The 20,629-nt window shown below is 57.4% G+C and carries 14 protein-coding genes; 9 read left to right on the top strand and 5 right to left on the bottom strand.

The window, feature by feature from the left end; genetic code table 11:
• Positions 1-179 precede the first annotated feature (179 nt).
• Positions 180-1,799, top strand: a complete 1,620-nt coding sequence (gene pckA / locus ACA108_01470) for a phosphoenolpyruvate carboxykinase (ATP) (protein XEX96245.1) — start codon at positions 180-182, stop codon at positions 1,797-1,799.
• A gap of 129 nt (positions 1,800-1,928) precedes the next feature.
• Here pckA and envZ read toward each other — a convergent pair whose 3' ends face one another.
• Both envZ and ompR read right to left on the bottom strand, forming a co-directional pair.
• On the bottom strand, positions 1,929-3,281 hold the full coding sequence (gene envZ, locus ACA108_01465) for a two-component system sensor histidine kinase EnvZ (protein ID XEX96244.1): 1,353 nt from the start codon (positions 3,279-3,281) through the stop codon (positions 1,929-1,931).
• Entirely contained in the window at positions 3,278-3,997 is a 720-nt protein-coding gene (gene ompR / locus ACA108_01460) for a two-component system response regulator OmpR (GenBank protein XEX96243.1), read from the bottom strand. The genes envZ and ompR overlap by 4 nt, the downstream gene beginning before the upstream one ends.
• Positions 3,998-4,235: 238 nt before the next feature.
• Between ompR and greB the strand changes: the two genes are divergently transcribed.
• The 5 genes from greB to feoC all read left to right on the top strand — a co-directional run bounded on the left by greB (position 4,236) and on the right by feoC (position 10,601).
• Positions 4,236-4,709: a transcription elongation factor GreB gene (gene greB / locus ACA108_01455; GenBank protein XEX96242.1), complete on the top strand. Its 474-nt coding sequence runs from the start codon at positions 4,236-4,238 to the stop codon at positions 4,707-4,709.
• A 131-nt stretch (positions 4,710-4,840) separates the two neighbouring features.
• Complete coding sequence (locus ACA108_01450) at positions 4,841-7,174, top strand: Tex family protein (protein ID XEX96241.1); 2,334 nt, start codon at positions 4,841-4,843, stop codon at positions 7,172-7,174.
• 568 nt (positions 7,175-7,742) lie between these two features.
• A complete protein-coding gene (gene feoA / locus ACA108_01445; GenBank protein ID XEX96240.1) occupies positions 7,743-7,967 on the top strand; it encodes a ferrous iron transporter A in 225 nt (74 codons plus the stop codon).
• A 55-nt stretch (positions 7,968-8,022) separates the two neighbouring features.
• Positions 8,023-10,344 carry a Fe(2+) transporter permease subunit FeoB gene (gene feoB / locus ACA108_01440; GenBank protein XEX96239.1) on the top strand — a complete coding sequence of 774 codons (2,322 nt, stop codon included), beginning with the start codon at positions 8,023-8,025 and terminating at the stop codon, positions 10,342-10,344.
• Positions 10,345-10,361: 17 nt separating this feature from the next.
• Entirely contained in the window at positions 10,362-10,601 is a 240-nt protein-coding gene (gene feoC, locus ACA108_01435; protein XEX96238.1) for a [Fe-S]-dependent transcriptional repressor FeoC, read from the top strand.
• A 7-nt stretch (positions 10,602-10,608) separates the two neighbouring features.
• Here feoC and bioH read toward each other — a convergent pair whose 3' ends face one another.
• Positions 10,609-11,385 (bottom strand): pimeloyl-ACP methyl ester esterase BioH, encoded by a 777-nt coding sequence (gene bioH / locus ACA108_01430; GenBank protein ID XEX96237.1) that lies wholly within the window; start codon positions 11,383-11,385, stop codon positions 10,609-10,611.
• A gap of 38 nt (positions 11,386-11,423) precedes the next feature.
• Between bioH and gntX the strand changes: the two genes are divergently transcribed.
• Both gntX and nfuA read left to right on the top strand, forming a co-directional pair.
• A complete protein-coding gene (gene gntX, locus ACA108_01425) occupies positions 11,424-12,107 on the top strand; it encodes a DNA utilization protein GntX (protein XEX96236.1) in 684 nt (227 codons plus the stop codon).
• A gap of 58 nt (positions 12,108-12,165) precedes the next feature.
• On the top strand, positions 12,166-12,741 hold the full coding sequence (gene nfuA / locus ACA108_01420; protein XEX96235.1) for a Fe-S biogenesis protein NfuA: 576 nt from the start codon (positions 12,166-12,168) through the stop codon (positions 12,739-12,741).
• Positions 12,742-12,877: 136 nt separating this feature from the next.
• On the opposite strand, the gene malQ is transcribed toward nfuA, so the two are convergent.
• On the bottom strand, positions 12,878-14,959 hold the full coding sequence (gene malQ / locus ACA108_01415) for a 4-alpha-glucanotransferase (GenBank protein ID XEX96234.1): 2,082 nt from the start codon (positions 14,957-14,959) through the stop codon (positions 12,878-12,880).
• Positions 14,960-14,968: 9 nt separating this feature from the next.
• Positions 14,969-17,371 carry a maltodextrin phosphorylase gene (malP, locus tag ACA108_01410; protein ID XEX96233.1) on the bottom strand — a complete coding sequence of 801 codons (2,403 nt, stop codon included), beginning with the start codon at positions 17,369-17,371 and terminating at the stop codon, positions 14,969-14,971.
• A gap of 519 nt (positions 17,372-17,890) precedes the next feature.
• On the opposite strand from malP, the gene malT reads away from it, so the two are divergent.
• On the top strand, positions 17,891-20,596 hold the full coding sequence (malT, locus tag ACA108_01405) for an HTH-type transcriptional regulator MalT (GenBank protein XEX96232.1): 2,706 nt from the start codon (positions 17,891-17,893) through the stop codon (positions 20,594-20,596).
• The last annotated feature ends 33 nt before the right edge of the window (positions 20,597-20,629 follow it).

Genomic DNA, 20,629 nt, shown 5'->3' with positions numbered 1-20,629 from the left:
TATTTTCCCCGACCTTTTGCCATTTCCTGCCATACTCTCCACCCGTTGTGACCAGCCTCACAGCGTTTTCCGCTACCCGATTTGAGTCGGATGCTCAAATCTATGAGTTTGGTCGCGGTTAACAACCAATAAACAACCCTACAATCTAAGGCAGTACAAATTGGCTAAGGAGCAGTGAAATGCGAGTTAAAGGCATAACCCCGCAGGATCTCAAGGCTTATGGAATTCACGATGCGAGTGAGGTGCTTTACAACCCCGATTACGAAACGCTGTACCGCGAAGAGCTGAACCCCAGTCTGCAAGGCTTTGAGCGTGGAGTAGAAACAAGTCTTGGTGCGGTGGCAGTCGATACCGGTATATTTACCGGCCGCTCACCGAAGGATAAGTACATCGTCCGTGACGATACTACCCGCGACACCCTGTGGTGGGCAGACAACGGCAAAGGCAAAAACGATAATAAACCCCTTTCTGAAGAGACCTGGCGCAGCCTGAAGGGTCTTGTCACCGAACAGCTCTCTGGTAAACGTTTGTTCATTGTCGACGCGTTCTGCGGTGCCAATGCAGACACGCGTCTGTCGGTACGTTTTATTACCGAAGTGGCCTGGCAGGCTCATTTCGTTAAAAACATGTTTATCCGCCCAACCGACGAAGAGCTGGCAACATTTAAACCTGATTTTGTGGTGATGAACGGCGCCAAATGCACCAATCCTCACTGGCAAGAGCAGGGACTGAACTCTGAGAACTTCGTAGCCTTTAACCTTACCGAGCGCATGCAGCTGATTGGCGGCACCTGGTACGGCGGCGAAATGAAAAAGGGCATGTTCTCCATCATGAATTACCTGCTGCCGCTGAAGGGCATTGCTTCCATGCACTGCTCGGCAAACGTGGGTGAAGATGGCGACGTGGCCGTGTTCTTCGGGCTTTCCGGCACCGGCAAAACCACCCTGTCCACCGATCCGAAACGCCGCCTGATTGGCGATGACGAACACGGCTGGGACGACGACGGCGTGTTCAACTTTGAAGGCGGCTGCTACGCGAAGACGATCCGCCTGTCTGAAGAGGCGGAGCCGGACATCTTCCACGCTATCCGTCGCGACGCGCTGCTGGAAAACGTCACCGTGCGTGCCGACGGCTCCATCGACTTTGACGACAGCTCAAAAACGGAAAATACCCGCGTCTCCTACCCGATTTACCACATCGACAATATCGTTAAGCCGGTGTCGAAAGCGGGCCACGCGACGAAAGTGATTTTCCTGACCGCAGACGCCTTTGGCGTGCTGCCTCCGGTATCCCGCCTGACGGCAAACCAGACGCAGTACCACTTCCTGTCTGGCTTTACCGCGAAGCTGGCAGGTACCGAGCGCGGCGTCACCGAACCAACGCCAACCTTCTCCGCCTGCTTCGGCGCGGCATTCCTGTCGTTGCACCCAACGCAGTACGCGGAAGTGCTGGTGAAGCGCATGTTGGCATCCGGCGCACAGGCTTATCTGGTGAATACGGGCTGGAACGGCACGGGCAAACGTATCTCGATTAAAGATACCCGCGCGATCATCGACGCAATACTGGATGGCTCGCTGGACAACGCCGAGACCTTCACGCTGCCGATGTTCGATCTGGCGATCCCCATCGAGCTGGGGGGCGTTGACCCACATATTCTCGACCCGCGTTGCACCTACGCGTCCCAGGAACAGTGGCAGGAGAAAGCAGAGCAGCTGGCAAAGCTTTTCGTGGCTAACTTCGAGAAGTACACCGATACCCCGGCGGGGGCTGCATTAGTGAGCGCAGGGCCTAAGATCTAAGTTCTTTGTCGGTGGTAGATGGCGCTGGCGCTTATCCACTCTACGACTCGAACGATTTGTAGGTCGGATAAGCGCCATCCGACATAAAAAAAACGAACCCCGAGGGGTTCGTTTTTTATTTTCAGCGCATCAGGCTTCTTTGGTTTGCGTCACGACCTTACTTATCGGCAGTGACAGATAAGCCCTGATCCGTAAACCACCGCGTTCGCTGCTGCCGATATCAAGCAGGCCGTTATGGTTGTCGATAATACGCTGGACTATCGCCAGGCCCAGCCCTGTGCCGCTGGTGGTACGGGCACTGTCACCGCGCACAAACGGCTGGAACAGGTGCTTAAGCTGCTCGGGCTTGATCCCCGGGCCGTCGTCTTCCACCTGGAACCAGGCACGGTTCAGCTCGCCGCCGCTGCTGACTTTGATCCAGCCGTTACCGTAGCGGGCAGCGTTAACCACCATATTGGCAACCGCACGCTTAATGGAGAGCGGGTGGATGTTGACCAGCAGTTCCCCCTCCTGCAAATCTGTTTCGATTTCGCGTTCGTAGCCGCTTTCTGCGGCCACTACTTCGCCCAGTACGCCGTTCAGGTCCGCCGTTTCCAGCGGCATCTCCTGCCCGGTGCGCAGGTAGTCGATAAACTGTTCGATAATCGCGTTGCACTCTTCGATATCTTTATTAATCGACTCGGCGAGATAGCCATCTTCCTGGCCCATCATCTCCGTAGCAAGACGGATACGCGTCAGTGGCGTTCGCAGGTCATGGCTGACCCCTGCCATCAGCAGCGTACGGTCATCCGCCAGCTGTTTAACGCCCGCTGCCATATGGTTGAACGCACGGGTTACCGAGCGGACCTCCGAGGCACCGTATTCGCGCAGCGGCGGCGGAATAATACCTTTACCGACCTGAAGCGCAGCGTGCTCGAGGTCGACCAGCGGTCGGTTCTGTATGCGGATAAACAGCCACGCGCCCCCTATCGCCAGCAGCATAATGGCAAGCGTATAGCGGAACAGCGGCGAGAAATCACCCTGGTGAATTTCAGTGAGCGGAACGCGGACCCAGATATTCGGCGACAGCCAGGTCTTCAGCCAGACTACCGGCGAGCTTTTGTTGACTTCGACGCGGACCTCCGTCGGGCCGCCCAGTTGCTGCGCCATCTGCTGGCTTAAAAACTCATAGTGCTGCGCCCAGCGCAGGCCGGCATCTTCCGCCGCCTCGTTGGAATACAGAGAAATGCCCAGCTCGCGGTAAATCTCACGGCGGAAGGCCGGCGGCACCACCAGCTGCGTGCCGTCTTCAAGCTGCAGTTTATCCGTCATCAGCATACGGACTTCGTAGGCGAGGACTTTATTAAACTGCTGCAGGCTTGGCAGGATCGCGAAGTTAAGCACCACAAGGTAGGTCGTCACCAGGCTGACAAACAGCAGGGTGACGATCAGGAGCAACGTACGGGCAAACGAGCTTCTTGGTGAGAAGCGGACTCGCCTCATGCCTTAGAACCGTCCGGCACGAAGACGTAGCCCAGACCCCATACGGTCTGAATATAGCGCGGATGCGCCGGGTCCTCTTCCACCATGCGGCGCAGGCGGGAGATCTGTACGTCGATAGAACGTTCCATGGCGCTGTACTCACGGCCACGGGCAAGGTTCATCAGTTTGTCACGGGAAAGGGGTTCACGCGGATGGCTTACCAGGGCTTTCAGTACCGCGAATTCACCGCTGGTCAGCGGCATAGGCTCATCTTCACGGAACATCTCGCGGGTGCCGAGGTTCAGTTTGAACTTGCCGAAGGCGATAACCGCTTCTTCCTGAGAAGGCGCGCCCGGCAGTTCGTTCGCCTGACGACGCAGGACTGCACGGATACGGGCTAACAGCTCACGCGGGTTAAACGGTTTTGGAATGTAGTCATCAGCACCGATTTCCAGGCCCACAATACGGTCCACTTCTTCACCCTTGGCGGTGACCATAATGATCGGCATCGGGTTGCTCTGGCTGCGCAGGCGGCGGCAGATAGACAGGCCATCTTCGCCGGGCAGCATCAGGTCCAGCACCATCAGGTGGAAGGACTCACGGGTTAACAGACGATCCATCTGTTCCGCGTTGGCGACGCTACGAACCTGGAAGCCCTGTTCGGTCAGGTAACGCTCCAGCAGAGCACGCAGACGCATATCATCATCCACGACCAGAATTTTATAGTTCTCTTGCATTCTTATAACTCCCAAAGGCTCGAACAGTTGAGTGCGTATTCTTAAAAAACTGTGTCAATACGACCAGTCAAATCTGGTATACATTCTAGTCGAAATTGTTACAAAGCATATTAAACAGATGGTTATCAGCTCCTTTTCACCAAAAAGAATGACCTGACTCGCAAATACCGGGGATTGCCATCATCCTGATATTTCGGTTTAAATCACTCCCATTGTTCCCGACGCCAAAGGCTTACTGATGAAAACGCCGCTGATTACCCGAGAAGGCTACGAAAAGCTCAAGCAAGAAAAGGATTACCTGTGGCGAGAAGAGCGTCCGGAGGTGACCAAAAAGGTCACGTGGGCGGCAAGCCTTGGCGATCGCAGTGAAAACGCCGACTACCAGTACAACAAAAAACGGCTGCGCGAGATAGACCGCCGCGTACGTTATCTGACGAAATGCCTCGAATACCTAAAGATTGTCGACTATTCCCCCCAGCAGGAGGGCAAAGTGTTCTTCGGCGCCTGGGTCGAAATTGAAAATGACGATGGTAATCAGCTGCGCTTCCGCATTGTCGGCTACGATGAAATCTTCGGTCGTAAAGACTACATCTCCATCGACTCGCCGATGGCCCGCGCCCTGCTGAAGAAAGAAGAGGGCGACCTGGCGGTCGTGCAGACCCCCGGCGGCGAAGCCCAGTGGTACGTTAACAAAATTGAATACGTGAAGTAGCACGATGCCGGTCACAGAACCGTCCGATTAATCGCCACTCAGGGGCTGCGGCTGGCATTTTCACCCTCCAATCCGTATAACTGTCCCCTGATTTTTGCACCTAATGACCTACTCAACACAGATGAAAAGCCATGATGAATGATTCGCTCTGCCGCATTATTGCAAGTGAGCTTCATGCCAGAAACGAACAGGTGGAAGCCGCCGTTCGTCTTCTTGATGAAGGGAATACCGTGCCGTTTATTGCACGTTATCGTAAGGAAGTCACCGGCGGTCTGGATGACACGCAGCTGCGTCAGTTAGAGACCCGTCTTAGCTACCTGCGCGAGCTTGAAGACCGCCGCCAGGTCATTCTGAAATCCATTACCGAGCAGGGTAAACTGACCGACGAGCTGGCGAACGCGATTAGCGGCACGCTGAGCAAAACCGAGCTGGAAGATTTATACCTGCCGTACAAGCAAAAGCGCCGCACGCGCGGGCAAATTGCCATCGAAGCGGGCCTTGAGCCGCTGGCTGACCTGCTGTGGAACGAACCGTCCCACGAGCCGGAACAGGAAGCCGCCCGCTTTGTGGATGCCGACAAAGGCGTCGCCGATACCAAAGCCGCCCTTGATGGCGCACGCTATATTCTGATGGAGCGCTTCGCGGAAGACGCAGCCCTGCTGGCGAAAGTTCGCAACTACCTGTGGAAGAACGCGCACCTCGTTTCCACGGTTGTCAGTGGCAAGGAAGACGAAGGCGCGAAATTCCGCGACTACTTCGATCATCACGAACCTATTGCTACCGTGCCGTCCCACCGCGCGCTGGCCATGTTCCGTGGCCGCAACGAAGGCATTCTGCAGCTGGCGTTGAACGCCGATCCGCAGCACGATGAGCCGCCTCGTGAAAGCTACTGCGAACAGCTGATTATCGAGCACCTCGCCCTGCGCCTGAATAACGCCCCGGCGGATGCCTGGCGTCGCGCCGTGGTGAGCTGGACCTGGCGCATCAAAATACTGATGCACCTGGAAACCGAGCTGATGGGCACTGTGCGCGAGCGCGCCGACGAAGAAGCCATCAACGTCTTTGCCCGTAACATGCACGACCTGTTGATGGCCGCCCCTGCCGGCCTGCGCGCCACGATGGGGCTGGATCCCGGCCTGCGTACCGGCGTAAAAGTCGCGGTTGTCGATGCAACCGGTAAGCTCGTCGCCACAGACACTATCTATCCACATACCGGCCAGGCTGCGAAAGCCGCCGCTGCCGTAGCTGCGCTGTGTGAGAAGCACAACGTGGAGCTGGTGGCGATTGGCAACGGCACCGCCTCCCGCGAAACCGAACGTTTCTACCTTGACGTTCAGCAGCAGTTCCCGAAAGTTACCGCCCAGAAGGTTATCGTCAGCGAAGCGGGTGCTTCCGTATATTCAGCATCCGAGCTGGCTGCTCTGGAATTCCCGGATCTCGACGTATCGATCCGTGGCGCGGTGTCCATCGCCCGCCGCTTACAGGACCCGCTGGCAGAACTGGTGAAAATCGATCCGAAATCCATCGGCGTGGGCCAGTACCAGCACGACGTCAGCCAGTCGCAGCTTGCTAAGAAGCTGGATGCGGTGGTTGAAGACTGCGTGAACGCCGTTGGCGTGGATCTGAATACCGCTTCAGTCCCGCTGCTGACCCGCGTAGCAGGCCTGACACGCATGATGGCTCAGAATATTGTTAACTGGCGCGATGAGAACGGCCGCTTCCAGGATCGCCAGCAGCTGCTGAAAGTCAGCCGCCTGGGGCCAAAAGCCTTTGAGCAGTGCGCGGGCTTCCTGCGTATCAACCACGGCAACAATCCGCTGGATGCCTCGACCGTTCACCCGGAAGCCTATCCGGTGGTTGAGCGCATTCTTGCCGCTACCGAGCAGGCGCTGGCAGACCTTATGGGCAACGGCGAAGCGCTGCGCGGCCTGAAGGCGAGCGAGTTTACCGACGAACGCTTTGGCGTGCCGACCGTTACCGACATCATCAAGGAGCTGGAAAAACCGGGTCGCGATCCGCGCCCTGAATTCAAAACGGCGAAATTTGCCGACGGCGTGGAAACCATGAACGACCTGACGCCGGGCATGGTGCTGGAAGGCGCGGTAACCAACGTTACCAACTTCGGTGCCTTTGTGGATATCGGCGTGCACCAGGACGGACTGGTCCACATCTCTTCACTCTCCGACAAGTTCATCGACGATCCGCATAAGGTGGTGAAGGCCGGTGACATTGTTAAAGTGAAGGTGCTGGAAGTGGATTTGCAGCGTAAGCGTATTGCGCTGACCATGCGTCTTGACGAGCAGCCGGGCGAAACCAACGCCCGCCGCAGCAGCGCGCCACGCGAGCAAAACAACGGCCGCCGCCCTGCCCAGCAGCAGGCAAAACCGCGCGGGCGTGATAACGCCAGCAGCGGCAACAGCGCGATGGGTGACGCGCTGGCAGCGGCGTTTGGTAAGAAGAGCTAACCTTCCGGCGGATGACGCTGCGTTTTCCCACTCTGCTCCCTTTTATGGGTCAGCGTGGATAAACAAAGCGTCATCCACCGTATTTAGCACAATTTGTTCTAATTTCCCGACGCACCATTCATAAATAACATTTCATTATCAGCCGGGTTATTTCCTCAACCATTATAAAGCGTTCCCCGCCCGCTATATTTCTGCGAATGTTTAATTAATAAACCTGCGCGCATCATTCATGTAACACATGAAATGCCTGCGCAACATTAATCCACGAAATATAATGACGTTACGCTTTATTCACGTTCTTAAGCCTTTGTAATAATTTGCTTAAATTAAAGACCCATGTTAAATATTTCCACACTGATATCATCACCCACCGTGGCATTTAATAATAAAAAATGAGCGCTGATTCATAAAATAACTATTGCTGATAGAAACCATTCTCATTATCATTGTGGTGTTTATTACGCTTACCTTACCTTTAAAGATAAAGGCGATCGCCGCGCAACGGGACGTGCCGGTGAAATCAGTAGCTCAGCCAGCGGGAAATCTGCGTCTCGCTTAAGAAGGTCCTATGCACTTCATACCGAAAAGCACCTGGAAAATAACCGGCTTTGCCCGTGACATAAGCCCGGCGTACCGTCAGAAATTATTATCTCTGGGTATGCTTCCCGGCTCCTCTTTTAACGTTGTTCGCGTCGCCCCTTTAGGCGATCCGGTGCATATCGAAACGCGTCGCGTGAGCCTGGTGCTGCGTAAAAAAGATCTCGAATTATTAAACGTCGAAGTCGTTGCCTGAAAGGCGGGTTGGGCGTACGCGCTCTGGTTTTAATTCTCTCTAGTTCACGAAAAAAATGAAAAACTTAACTATAGGTTTAATCGGTAACCCCAATTCAGGCAAAACCACGCTGTTTAATCAGCTGACCGGTTCACGTCAGCGCGTGGGCAACTGGGCGGGCGTGACCGTCGAACGAAAAGAAGGACAGTTCTCCACGCTGAACAATAAAGTCACGCTGGTTGACCTGCCGGGCACCTACTCCCTGACCACCATCTCGTCGCAAACGTCGCTCGACGAGCAAATCGCCTGTCACTACATTCTGAGCGGCGACGCCGACCTGCTGATTAACGTCGTCGACGCGTCAAACCTTGAGCGCAACCTTTACCTGACGCTACAACTGCTGGAACTGGGCATTCCCTGCGTTGTGGCGCTTAATATGCTCGATATCGCCGAGAAGCAGGCCATTCGTATCGATATCGATGCCCTTGCCACTCGCCTTGGCTGCCCTGTCGTGCCGCTGGTTTCAACCCGTGGGCGCGGCATCGAAGGGCTGAAACTCGCCATCGACCGCCGGGAACCTAACAGCCGCCCAGACCTGGTGCTTTACCCCCCCGCCCTGCTTAAAGAGGTCGACAGCCTGGCGGCGGATATGTCCGGCGAGATGCCGGAACAGCAACGCCGTTGGCTGGCCCTGCAAATGCTTGAAGGCGATATTTACAGCCAGGCCTTTGCCGGCAGCACTACGGGCAAGCTCAAAAAAGCGCGTAAAAATCTCTCTCAAACCCTTGAAGATCCGGCCCTGCTGATTGCCGATGCGCGCTACCAGTGCATTGCAGCAGTATGCGATACCGTCAGCAACAGCCTGACCGCCGAGCCAAGTCGCATGACGGCGATGATGGATAAAATCATCCTTAACCGCTTCCTCGGCCTGCCGATCTTTTTGCTGGTCATGTACATCATGTTCCTGCTGGCGATTAACATCGGCGGCGCGCTGCAGCCAATATTTGACGGCGGCTCTGCGGCCATTTTTATTCACGGCATCCAGTGGATTGGCGCCACGCTACACTTCCCGGACTGGCTAACCATCTTCTTAGCCCAGGGCATCGGCGGCGGTATTAACACGGTGCTGCCATTAGTGCCGCAAATCGGCATGATGTACCTGTTCCTCTCCTTCCTTGAGGATTCCGGGTACATGGCCCGAGCGGCGTTCGTAATGGACAGGCTGATGCAGGCGCTCGGCCTGCCGGGGAAATCCTTCGTACCGCTGATTGTCGGCTTCGGCTGTAACGTGCCGTCCGTGATGGGCGCCCGTACCCTGGACGCCCCGCGTGAACGCTTGATGACCATCATGATGGCACCGTTTATGTCCTGCGGTGCACGTCTGGCAATCTTCGCCGTCTTCGCCGCCGCGTTCTTTGGCCAGGACGGGGCGCTGGTGGTCTTCTCTCTCTATATCCTCGGCATCGTGATGGCGATCCTGACCGGGCTGATGCTCAAGTACACCATCCTGCGCGGCGAAGCGACGCCGTTCGTGATGGAGCTGCCGGTTTATCACGTGCCACACCTGAAAAGCCTGCTGATGCAAACCTGGCAGCGCCTGAAGGGCTTCGTGCTGCGCGCCGGTAAGGTGATTGTCATCGTCAGTATTTTCATCGGTGCCCTGAACAGCTTCTCGTTCAGCGGCAAGCCGGTGGACAACATCAACGACTCCGCGCTGGCCTCCGTCAGTAAAGTTTTGACGCCGCTGCTTAAGCCAATAGGCGTACATGAAGATAACTGGCAGGCCACAGTAGGGCTGTTTACCGGTGCGATGGCGAAAGAGGTCGTCGTCGGGACGCTCAACACCCTCTACACCGCAGAAGACATGCACAACGAGGCGTTTGATGCCGCCAGCTTCAACCTGTGGGACGAACTGGGTGGTGCCGCCGGGGAAACCTGGCAGAGCCTGAAAGACACCTTCAGCCTGAGCGTGCTGGCCAACCCCATCGAAGCCAGCAAAGGCGACGGTGAAATGGCGACCGGCGCAATGGGCGTGATGAGCGATAAGTTCGGCAGCGCGGCGGCAGCTTACAGCTACCTGATTTTCGTCCTGCTCTATATCCCGTGCATTTCGGTAATGGGCGCGGTTGCCCGTGAGTCGAGCCGCGGCTGGATGACCTTTTCCATTCTTTGGGGGCTGAATATCGCTTATTCCCTCTCCACGCTCTACTACCAGACCGTGTCGTTCAAAGAGCATCCTCAGTACAGCCTGATCTGCATTCTGGTGGTGATCCTGTTTAACGTGGTGTTAATGGGCGGCCTGCGCCGCGCCCGAAGCCGCGTGAACCTCAGCCTGCTGGCAACCCGAAAAACGGCAGCAGCGGCCTGCTGCGAAACCAGCACCGGCGACTGCCACTAAGGCAACAGGGGAAAGTTATGGCGAGCTTAATTGATATCCGCAACGCGCTGGCTCTGCAGGGCCGTATGGATGCCGCACAGATAAGCCAGCTGCTCGCCACCCCGCTGCCGCTGGTGAACGCTATGCTCGGTCGCTTAGAGGCGATGGGTAAAGCGATGCGGATTCAGGAAGACCCGCGTGACTGCCTGGCGGGTGGCTGTAAGAGCTGCCCCGAAGGAAAAAAATGCCTGCGGGAAGTCTGGATGCTGCAGGGCTAAACCATCGCTATTCATCAACAAGCTTTGCGAACCGGTCAATCTGCTCGCAGAACTCAGCGGGATGCGAAATAAACGGCGCGTGGGCGGCCTTAGGAAAAATAGCGGACCCGCTTTGCGGATAGCGCTCATCCAGCAGCGCCGCGATTTTGCGCGGCACCAGCCCGTCGAGATAGCCGTAAAGCCGCAGGAACGGCACGGTGAGCGTGTCCATCTCCTCGCGCAGGTCGACAGTTTTCAGGATCTCCAGCCCGCCGTTAAGCACATTCACCTCCGGCATTGGCTGTTCCAGCACCACCGCTTTTAACCGGCGAGCGTCCTGACGGGCCGTTTCCGTGCCCAGCGTCTGCAGCGCGAGGAAGCGCTCAACGGTACGCTGAAAATCTTCACTTAACTGCCGCTGGAAACCAGCGAGCACGTCCGGCTTGATGCCAGGCCACTCTTCATGGGCGGTAAAACAAGGCGATGAAGCAACGGTGATTAATCCGCGCACGCGTTCAGGGTGCCCAAGTGCGACCCGGCTTGCCACCAGCCCGCCCAGACTCCAGCCCAGCCAGATAGCCTGCTGTGGAGCCTGCGCCAGCACCACCTCCGCCATCTCTTCCAGCGTCAGCGCGCCAAAACCCTGGCTGCGGCCATAGCCGGGCAGATCCACAAGATGTAAACGAAACTGCGAGCCGAGTTCCTCGCCAATGCAATGCCATACCTCGGCGTTCAGCCCCCATCCGTGCAGCAGCACAAGATCGCTTTTTCCTTCACCTTTTGTCTGCCACCAGAGCTTGCTCATCAGTTATTGTTCTCGTTTTGCCATACAGGGAGGTGGCTATGCTAACAATCCCGGGGCTGTGTTGGCTATGCCGGATGCCGCTTGCCTGCCCTGCATGGGGGATGTGCTCACGCTGCAAGGCGGCCATGCCGGTGGTTCCACCTTGCTGCCCGTGCTGTGGCCTCCCGGCCATGTGGACAGCATCGCCCTGCGGCAGGTGCCTGCAAAATCCTCCGTTGTGGGACCGATTGCTGTTCGTCACGGACTATCAGCCGCCGCTGAGCAAGCTTGTTCATCGCTTTAAGTTTGAGGGTGCCACCGCGCTCGCCCCGGCGCTGGCCCGCTTACTTTTGCTAAAAGTGCTGGATAGCCGCCGTCGGGGGGATTATTTCAGGCCGGACGTCATCGTTTCAGTCCCCCTCCACACCCGCCGGGCCTGGCGTCGGGGATATAACCAGAGCGCCCTCCTCGCCATCCCCCTCGCCCACTGGTTAAACTGTGAATATCAGCCCAAAGCCGTCCGGCGCGTCAGGCCAACGGCCACTCAGCATCAGCTCACCGCAAGGCAACGGCGAGGCAATCTTAAGGGGGCGTTCAGGGTTGATATTCCGGTGGCGGGACGCCATATGGTTATTGTGGATGATGTCGTCACGACGGGCAGTACCGTGGCGGAAATTGCGCGACTGCTGAAAAAGCAGGGCGCGGCGACTATCCAGGTATGGTGCCTTTGTCGAACCTTGTAGACCCTCGATGATGGGCGTATTATAACCGACTAAAATAGTCAACTATTGAGCAATCGTTATGATCCGTATTTCCGATACTGCACAATCCCACTTCGCCAAACTGCTGGCGGGACAGGAAGAAGGGACGCAAATTCGCGTATTTGTTATCAACCCTGGTACTCCAAACGCGGAGTGCGGGGTGTCCTATTGCCCGCCGGATGCGGTAGAAGCTTCAGATACAGCGTTGAAATTCGAGCAGCTGACCGCCTACGTGGACGAGCTGAGCGCGCCTTACCTCGAAGACGCTGAAATCGACTTCGTGACCGACCAGCTCGGTTCCCAGCTGACGCTAAAAGCCCCGAACGCCAAAATGCGCAAAGTGGCTGACGATGCGCCGCTGATGGAGCGCGTTGAGTATATGCTGCAGGCGACGGTCAATCCACAGCTGGCAGGCCACGGCGGCCGCGTGACGCTGATGGAAATCACCGATGAAGGCTTCGCCATCCTGCAGTTCGGCGGCGGCTGCAACGGCTGTTCAATGGTGGACGTGACCCTGAAAGAAGGCATCGAGAAGCAGCTGCTGGCTGAATTCCCGGAGCTGAAAGGCGTTCGCGACCTGACCGAACACCAGCGCGGTGAGCACTCTTATTACTGATACTTGTGGTGGATGACGCTGACGCTTATCCACCCTACGACTGATCATTGCGGTGGATGACGCCTGTACTTCCCTACCCTACGAGTCCTTCCCGTAGGGCAGATAAGTAGCGCGTCATCCGCCGTGGGTTTTGTCGTTAACCCTTCCTGCGCCGCTTATCCAAATCCTTCAGCAGCTTGTTAACCTCGGCGTCGGCAAACATCGCTTCAAGCGAGGTCGACAGCTTGCGGCGCCAGTTCTTGTATTGATAGCTCGTCCCGGGGATATTCACCGGTTCCGCCATGCCCAGCCAGTCTTCCGGCTGTAATCCCAGCAGCGCACTGCCGCTGTCTGCGATATAGCGCTGCATCCCACGGTTGAGCGTTGCCGTCATCGCCATCAGCGAAGCGTTATGTCCGGCCCGCTTCGGCAGGCAGCCATACTTGTGCAGCCCTTCCAGTAGGCCCTGCTTCGCACGTTCGCGATCCTGATACAGCTCGCTCAGCACGTCCGCATCCGGATACAGCCCCAGGGTTTTACCCAGCGTCAGATCGCCGTTTTCCCAGTAGCCTCGCAGCGTCGGTAAATCGTGGGTGGTCGCTACCGCCATGGACTGTTTTGGCCATGACTGAGGCGCGCGGAACCGCTTCTCGTTGTCGTGTTCAAAATAGAGCACTTTATACGAGTAAACGCCGCTGTCCTTCAGCTTGCCGACGATTTCCACCGGCACCGTGCCCAGATCCTCGCCGATCACCATACAGTTATGACGCTTGCTTTCCAGCGCCAGAATCGACAGCAGATCGTCCACCGGATAGTGCACGTAGGCACCTTTATCCGCCGTTTCGCCGTAGGGGATCCACCACAGGCGCAGCATCGACATAACGTGGTCAATACGCAGCGCGCCGCAGTTGGTCATGTTAGCGCGCAGCATTTCGATGTAAGGCTGATAGCCACGAGCCACGATGACGTGCGGATCCATCGGCGGCAGGCCCCAGTTCTGGCCCAGCGGGCCGAGAATATCCGGCGGGGCGCCTACCGAGGCCTTCAGGCAGTACAGCTCCCGGTCGCACCAGGTTTCCGAGCCGCCTTCCGCCACGCCAACCGCCAGGTCACGATACAGGCCAATCGGCATCTTAAAGCCCTGGCTGGTCTGCCAGCAGGCTGCAAACTGCACGTGGGCAAGATACTGCAGCCAGAGACAGAAATTCACCTCATCGCGGTGTTCCTGACAGAACGCTTTAACTGCGGGATTGTGCGCATCGCGGAAGCCTTCCGGCCAGACCGGCCAGCCCCAGCGCATCTCATCTTCTTTAACCTGATAAGCGTGCAGCGCGTCGAAAGCGGCCTGGTAATAAAGACTGTCGCCGCCGTTGGCCACAAATGCCTGGAAAGCCTGCATCTGCTCATCGCGAACGGTGCGCAGCGAAAACTGTTTCCAGGCCATGCGCAGCGCCGCCATTTTTAGCGCCGTGACGGTAGCATAATCCACCCACTGCGCGTCACGCGCCGACTGCAGAGTCTGCTGCGTGCTCGGCATCTTCCACCAGGCCTGCGCCTCATCGCTCAGCAGAAAGTCATCCACGCCGTTGACGTCGATATAAATCACGTTCAGCCAGCGGCGCGATGAAGGGCTGTACGGGCTGGCGCTCTCCGGGTTAGCCGGGTAAAGCGCATGAATCGGGTTCAGGCCGATAAACGACCCGCCGCGCTTCGCCACGTCCATCAGCATGCGCTGCAGATCGCCAAAGTCACCGATACCCCAGTTGTGATCCGAACGCAGCGTATAGAGCTGTACGCAGGCACCCCAAAGCTTCTTGTCCTGCAGCAGGGCATCTGGCTCATAGCAGCGCTTCGGCGCGACAATGACGCGGCACTGCCACTGGTGTTCGCTCTGGCTGACGATCAGCTCGTGGTAGCCCTCCGGCAGCTTTGCGGGCAGCGCCAGCTTCTTTCCGGCCTGCGCGTGCCCCTTATGATGCTTCCCCTCTTCCGTAATGAGCTGCCAGCTGAATTCGCCATGGCCCTCCAGCGGCAGCGTCATTTTGGCTCCGGCGGTAAATACCTGCACGTTGGGCACCGGCGCGACCGCCACCTTTTTAGGGGCAGCGGTACGGCTCATGGCTTCCAGCAAACGCAGCTTGGTCTCCGCCGGAATGGCCTGCGGCTTGCCGTGAGCATTGATGTAGTTTGGGCTTATTCCTGCCGCCAGCGCGGCGTTATCAAGGCGTTTGCTGTCCATATCTTCCCCTTAGCGCTTCGCCTGCCAGATGCGTTGCTGGTAATCGCGGATTGAGCGATCCGAGCTGAACATGCCGCAGCGGGCGGTGTTCAGGATGGCGGCGCGCGTCCAGGCTTCCTGGTCGAGGTAGAGCGCATCCGCCAGCTTCTGCGCTTCGGCGTAGGCCGTGAAGTCCGCCATGACCAGGTACGGGTCGCCGCCCTGCTTGCCGATGCTGTGCAGCATCTGGTCGAAGGCATGCTTATCGCCGTCGGCGTAAATACCTTTCTCCAGCTCTTTCAGCACCGCATCCAGCACTTTGTCTTTCTTACGCCATTTAACCGGGTCGTAGCCTTTGGCCTTAAGCGCTTTCACCTCTTCCACGGTGTGGCCGAAGATAAAGATGTTCTCGTTGCCCACCTTCTCGGCGATTTCAACGTTCGCGCCGTCCAGCGTGCCTACGGTCAGCGCACCGTTCAGCGCCAGCTTCATGTTGCCGGTGCCGGAAGCCTCTTTACCCGCGGTAGAAATCTGCTCCGAGATATCCGCCGCCGGGATCATGATTTCCGCAGCAGAGACGCAGTAATCCGGAATGAACACCACTTTCAGCTTGTCGCCAACTACCGGGTCGTTATTAATCGCCTGCGCAACCTTGTTGATAGCAAAGATGATGTTCTTGGCGAGGTAGTAGCCAGGCGCAGCTTTCGCGCCGAACAGATAGACACGCGGCACGCGGTCAGCCTGCGGGTTCTCGCGGATCTCTTTGTACTGCGCCAGGATGTGCAGCAGGTTAAGGTGCTGACGCTTGTATTCATGCAGACGTTTGATTTGCACGTCGAACAGCGCATCCGGGCTGATGACGATGCCGGTACGCGCCTTCACGAACGCCGCCAGCTTCACTTTGTTCTGGTATTTGATGTCGCGATATTCCTTGCGGAACTTCGCGTCGTCGGCGTATTTTTCCAGCCCTTCCAGCACGTCCAGATCGTTCGCCCACTCTTTCTTCAGCTTCTTGTCGAGAAGCCCGGCAAGCGCCGGGTTGCACTGTTTGATCCAGCGGCGCGGCGTAATGCCGTTGGTGACGTTGTGGAATTTGTTCGGCCACAGCTGGTGGTATTCCGGGAACAGATCTTTCACCACCAGATCAGAGTGCAGCGCGGCGACGCCGTTGACCGCAAAGCCGCTCACTACGCACATATTCGCCATGCGCACCTGCTTGTCGTACACCACCGCCAGCTTAGCCCAGACGGCCTCATCGCCCGGCCAGGTCTTATCCACCAGCTTTTTAAAACGGGCGTTGATTTCGTTGACGATCTGCATGTGGCGCGGCAACAGAGCCTTCACCAGCTTCTCGTCCCAGCACTCCAGCGCTTCTGGCATGAGCGTGTGGTTGGTGTAGGCGAAAGTTTTGCTGGTGATAGCCCAGGCGTCGTCCCAGCTCATCTGGTGCTCGTCAATCAGCACCCGCAGCAGCTCAGGAATGGCGATGGTCGGGTGCGTATCGTTAAGCTGAATCACTTCGTAATCCGCCAGCTCTGCCAGCTTACGGCCCGCCAGGTGGTGGCGACGCAGGATGTCCGCCACGGAGCAGGCGCACTGGAAATACTGCTGCATCAGGCGCAGCTTTTTGCCGTTCAGATGGTTGTCGTTCGGGTAGAGAACCTTGGTCAGCTTCTCAGCGTCGATGCCCTGCTGCTCTGCCTTCAGGAAATCGCCGTCGTTAAATTTTGTCAGGTCGAAAGGATGGGCATGCTTAGCCTGCCACAGACGCAGCGGCTGGGCGACGCCGTTACGGTAGCCCAGCACCGGTAGATCCCAGGCTTCGCCCTGGAAGATAAACGCCGGTTCCCAGCGGAGGGTCTTGCCGTCTTTAACCACTTTGCCGCCCACGCCAACCTGCACGTCGAGAGCGGAATTATGCTGGAACCACGGGTAGCTGCCGCGATGCCAGTCGTCCGGCGCCTCCATTTGCTGGCCGTCTTTGAAGGACTGGCGGAACAGGCCGTACTGGTAGTTCAGGCCGTAGCCAATCGCCGGCTGGCCGACCGTCGCCATGGAATCCAGGAAACAGGCTGCCAGACGCCCCAGACCGCCGTTGCCCAGCGCCGGGTCAGTCTCTTCTTCAAGCAGGTCGGTCAGGTTGATAGCAAAGCCTTTCAGCTCATCCGCCACCTCCTGATACCAGCCCAGGTTCAGCAGGTTGTTGCCCGTCAGACGGCCAATCAGGAATTCCATAGAGATGTAGTTCACATGGCGCTGTTTCGCCTGCGGTTTCGCAACGGGCTGGGCGGCCAGCAGTTCGGCTAATGCGCCGCTCACGGCCTGCCACCACTGGTGCTGGGTCATATCCTGCGCGGAATGCAGGCCAAAACGCTGCCACTGGCGGGTCAGCGCAGCCTGAAATTGTGCTTTATTGAAGGTCGGCTGTGACATAGGGAATCGGGTCCTGTGATTGTTCTGAATTCATTGCCCGCTAGTGTGCCGGGCAGCCTGGGCTTATTCCTCATCCTGAGGGGGATTAGACGGGGAGGAGCGATGGGGATGAGTGAAAAGTGTGATCGCCACCTCTAAATACCTGCCCTGTGGGTACGCAAGACCCGCCCAAGTTCGGACAACAAATGACCAGCTACGTTCGTTTAAGGCTTTCGACTGAAACCGCTTTCTTTTCAGGCCGGGCGCGGATTTCATGCAATTTTAGAGCGGGGTAAATGAATGGCTAACATGAAACTTATTACTTAAAAATATGGAATTGTGACAAGGTGCAACTTACCAGGCACGAAAAGTTCAACATTCTTGCAATAAAGTGCAATCTGGCCGACCTTACATTCAGGCATTAATTACGAAGCGTAAAAAAAATCATTCCTTAATCTTTTTTCCTGCATCTGTCGCGCTGCAACCCTCTCCGGCTGCGGCTCGAAAAATGACGGAAAAGACACAGTGAAGTGACTGACTATGTTGATCCCATCCAAATTGAGTCGCCCGGTACGGCTGGAAAATACCGTGGTACGCGACCGTCTGCTGGTGAAATTATCCACAGCCGCCAACTATCGGCTGGCGTTGGTAACAAGCCCGGCAGGCTATGGCAAAACCACACTGGTCTCCCAGTGGGCTGCAGGGAAAAATGAGTTGGGTTGGTACTCCCTTGATGAGGGTGACAACCAGCAGGAACGCTTTGCCAGCTACCTGATCACCGCCGTTCAGCAGGCGACAGGCGGCCACTGTGTCAGTAGTGAAGTGATGGCCCAGAAACGCCAGTACGCCAGCCTCTCGTCGCTGTTTGCCCAGCTGTTTATCGAACTGGCTGAGTGGCACCGTCCGCTGTTCCTGGTGATAGACGACTACCACTTGATCAACAACCCGGTTATTCATGAAGCAATGCGCTTTTTCATCCGCCACCAGCCTGAGAATCTGACGCTGGTGGTGCTTTCGCGTAACCTCCCGCAGCTCGGCATTGCTAACCTGCGCGTACGCGATCAGCTGCTGGAAATCGGCAGCCAGCAGCTTGCCTTTACCCATCAGGAAGCGAAGCAGTTCTTTGACTGCCGCCTGACCGCGCCCATAGAGCCTGCGGACAGCAGCCGCCTGTGCGACGACGTTGCCGGATGGGCAACCGCCCTCCAGCTTATCGCCCTCTCCGCACGCCAGACCAACACCCCGACGCACCATTCCGCGCGCCGCCTGTCAGGCATTAATGCCAGCCACCTGTCCGACTATCTGGTGGATGAAGTGCTTGATAATGTCGATGCCAACACGCGAAACTTCCTGTTACGGAGTTCTATCCTGCGCTCGATGAACGATGCGCTGATCGTGCGCGTGACGGGTGAAGAAAATGGCCAGATGCGGCTGGAAGAGACCGAGCGCCAGGGGCTGTTTTTGCAGCGTATGGACGACTCCGGCGAATGGTTCTGCTTCCATCCGCTGTTCGGCAGCTTCCTGCGCCAGCGCTGCCAGTGGGAACTCGCCGCCGAATTACCCGATATCCACCGTGCCGCCGCCGAAAGCTGGATGGCGCAAGGGTTCCCGAGCGAAGCCATTCATCACGCACTAGCTGCGGGCGACGCAAATATGCTGCGCGACATCCTGCTGCACCACGCGTGGGCGCTGTTTAACCACAGCGAACTGGCGCTGCTGGAAGAGTCGCTGAAAGCCCTGCCGTGGGAAAGCCTGCTGGAAAATCCTAAGCTGGTGCTGCTGCAGGCCTGGCTGATGCAAAGCCAGCACCGCTACAACGAAGTTAACCTGCTGCTGGCGCGGGCCGAGCAGGAAATGAATCTTGAAATGGACGACACGCTGCACGGCGAATTTAACGCCCTGCGCGCGCAGGTCGCCATTAACGACGGCGATCCGGAAGAAGCCGAGCGGCTGGCGATGGTCGCCCTCGACATGCTGCCGCTGGCTAATTACTACAGCCGCATTGTGGCAACGTCCGTTCACGGCGAAGTGCTGCACTGCAAAGGTGACTTAACGAAATCCCTCTCCGTCATGCAGCAGACCGAGCAGATGTCCCGCCGCCACGACGTCTGGCATTACGCGCTGTGGAGCCTGATCCAGCAAAGCGAAATTCTGCTGGCACAGGGCTTTTTGCAGGCGGCGTGGGAAACGCAGGAAAAAGCGTTCATCCTCATCCGCGAGCAGCATCTTGAACAGTTGCCGCTGCATGAATTCCTGCTGCGCATTCGCGCACAGCTGCTTTGGGCCTGGTCGCGCCTTGATGAGGCAGAAGCCTCCGCGCGTTACGGTGTGGAAGTCCTCGCCGGGTATCAACCTCAGCAACAGCTGCAGTGCCTGGCCTTACTGGTTCAGTGCTCGCTGGCCCGTGGCGATCTGGACAACGCGCGTAATCACCTTAACCGCCTGGAAAACCTGTTAGGCAACGGGCCGTACCACAGCGACTGGGTATCGAACGCAGATAAAGTGCGGGTGATTTACTGGCAGATGACCGGCGATAAAAAATCCGCCGCCAACTGGCTGCGCCTGACGCCAAAACCAGAGTTTGCCAACAACCACTTCCTGCAAAGCCAGTGGCGCAACATCGCCCGCGCGCAGATCCTGCTCGGTGAGTTCGACCCGGCGGAAATGGTGCTGGAAGAGCTAAACGAAAACGCACGCAGCCTGCGCCTGATGAGCGACCTCAACCGCAACCTGCTGCTGCTCAACCAGCTTTACTGGCAGTCTGGCCGTAAGAGCGACGCGCAGCGCGTGCTGATGGAGGCGCTGTCGCTGGCTAACCGCACCGGGTTTATCAGCCACTTTGTGATTGAGGGAGAGGCAATGGCGCAGCAGCTCCGCCAGCTAATTCAGCTCAATACCCTGCCGGAGCTGGACCAGCACAGGGCCCAGCGCATCCTGCGCGAGATTAACCAGCACCATCGCCACAAGTTCGCTCACTTCGACGAAAACTTCGTTAACCGTCTGCTGACCCACCCGGAGGTGCCGGAGCTTATCCGCACCAGCCCGCTCACCCAGCGTGAATGGCAGGTTCTGGGGCTGATTTATTCAGGTTACAGCAACGATCAGATCGCCGGTGAGCTGGACGTGGCGGCCACGACCATTAAAACGCACATCCGTAACCTGTACCAAAAGCTGGGAGTCGCGCACCGTCAGGACGCGGTGCAGCATGCGCAGAAGCTGCTGAAGATGATGGGCTACGGGGTCTGATAAATGGCGGATGGCGCTTACGCTTGTCCGCCC

Source organism: Dryocola sp. LX212 (assembly GCA_041504365.1).
Classification (GTDB): domain Bacteria; phylum Pseudomonadota; class Gammaproteobacteria; order Enterobacterales; family Enterobacteriaceae; genus Dryocola.
This window is presented reverse-complemented; position numbering and strand designations above follow the sequence as displayed.

Coding starts and splice junctions, on each gene's coding strand:
- pckA (XEX96245.1), top strand. CDS start 180: ATGCGAGTTAAAGGCATAACCCCGCAGGATCTCAAGGCTTATGGAATT.
- envZ (XEX96244.1), bottom strand. CDS start 3,281: ATGAGGCGAGTCCGCTTCTCACCAAGAAGCTCGTTTGCCCGTACGTTG.
- ompR (XEX96243.1), bottom strand. CDS start 3,997: ATGCAAGAGAACTATAAAATTCTGGTCGTGGATGATGATATGCGTCTG.
- greB (XEX96242.1), top strand. CDS start 4,236: ATGAAAACGCCGCTGATTACCCGAGAAGGCTACGAAAAGCTCAAGCAA.
- ACA108_01450 (XEX96241.1), top strand. CDS start 4,841: ATGATGAATGATTCGCTCTGCCGCATTATTGCAAGTGAGCTTCATGCC.
- feoA (XEX96240.1), top strand. CDS start 7,743: ATGCACTTCATACCGAAAAGCACCTGGAAAATAACCGGCTTTGCCCGT.
- feoB (XEX96239.1), top strand. CDS start 8,023: ATGAAAAACTTAACTATAGGTTTAATCGGTAACCCCAATTCAGGCAAA.
- feoC (XEX96238.1), top strand. CDS start 10,362: ATGGCGAGCTTAATTGATATCCGCAACGCGCTGGCTCTGCAGGGCCGT.
- bioH (XEX96237.1), bottom strand. CDS start 11,385: ATGAGCAAGCTCTGGTGGCAGACAAAAGGTGAAGGAAAAAGCGATCTT.
- gntX (XEX96236.1), top strand. CDS start 11,424: ATGCTAACAATCCCGGGGCTGTGTTGGCTATGCCGGATGCCGCTTGCC.
- nfuA (XEX96235.1), top strand. CDS start 12,166: ATGATCCGTATTTCCGATACTGCACAATCCCACTTCGCCAAACTGCTG.
- malQ (XEX96234.1), bottom strand. CDS start 14,959: ATGGACAGCAAACGCCTTGATAACGCCGCGCTGGCGGCAGGAATAAGC.
- malP (XEX96233.1), bottom strand. CDS start 17,371: ATGTCACAGCCGACCTTCAATAAAGCACAATTTCAGGCTGCGCTGACC.
- malT (XEX96232.1), top strand. CDS start 17,891: ATGTTGATCCCATCCAAATTGAGTCGCCCGGTACGGCTGGAAAATACC.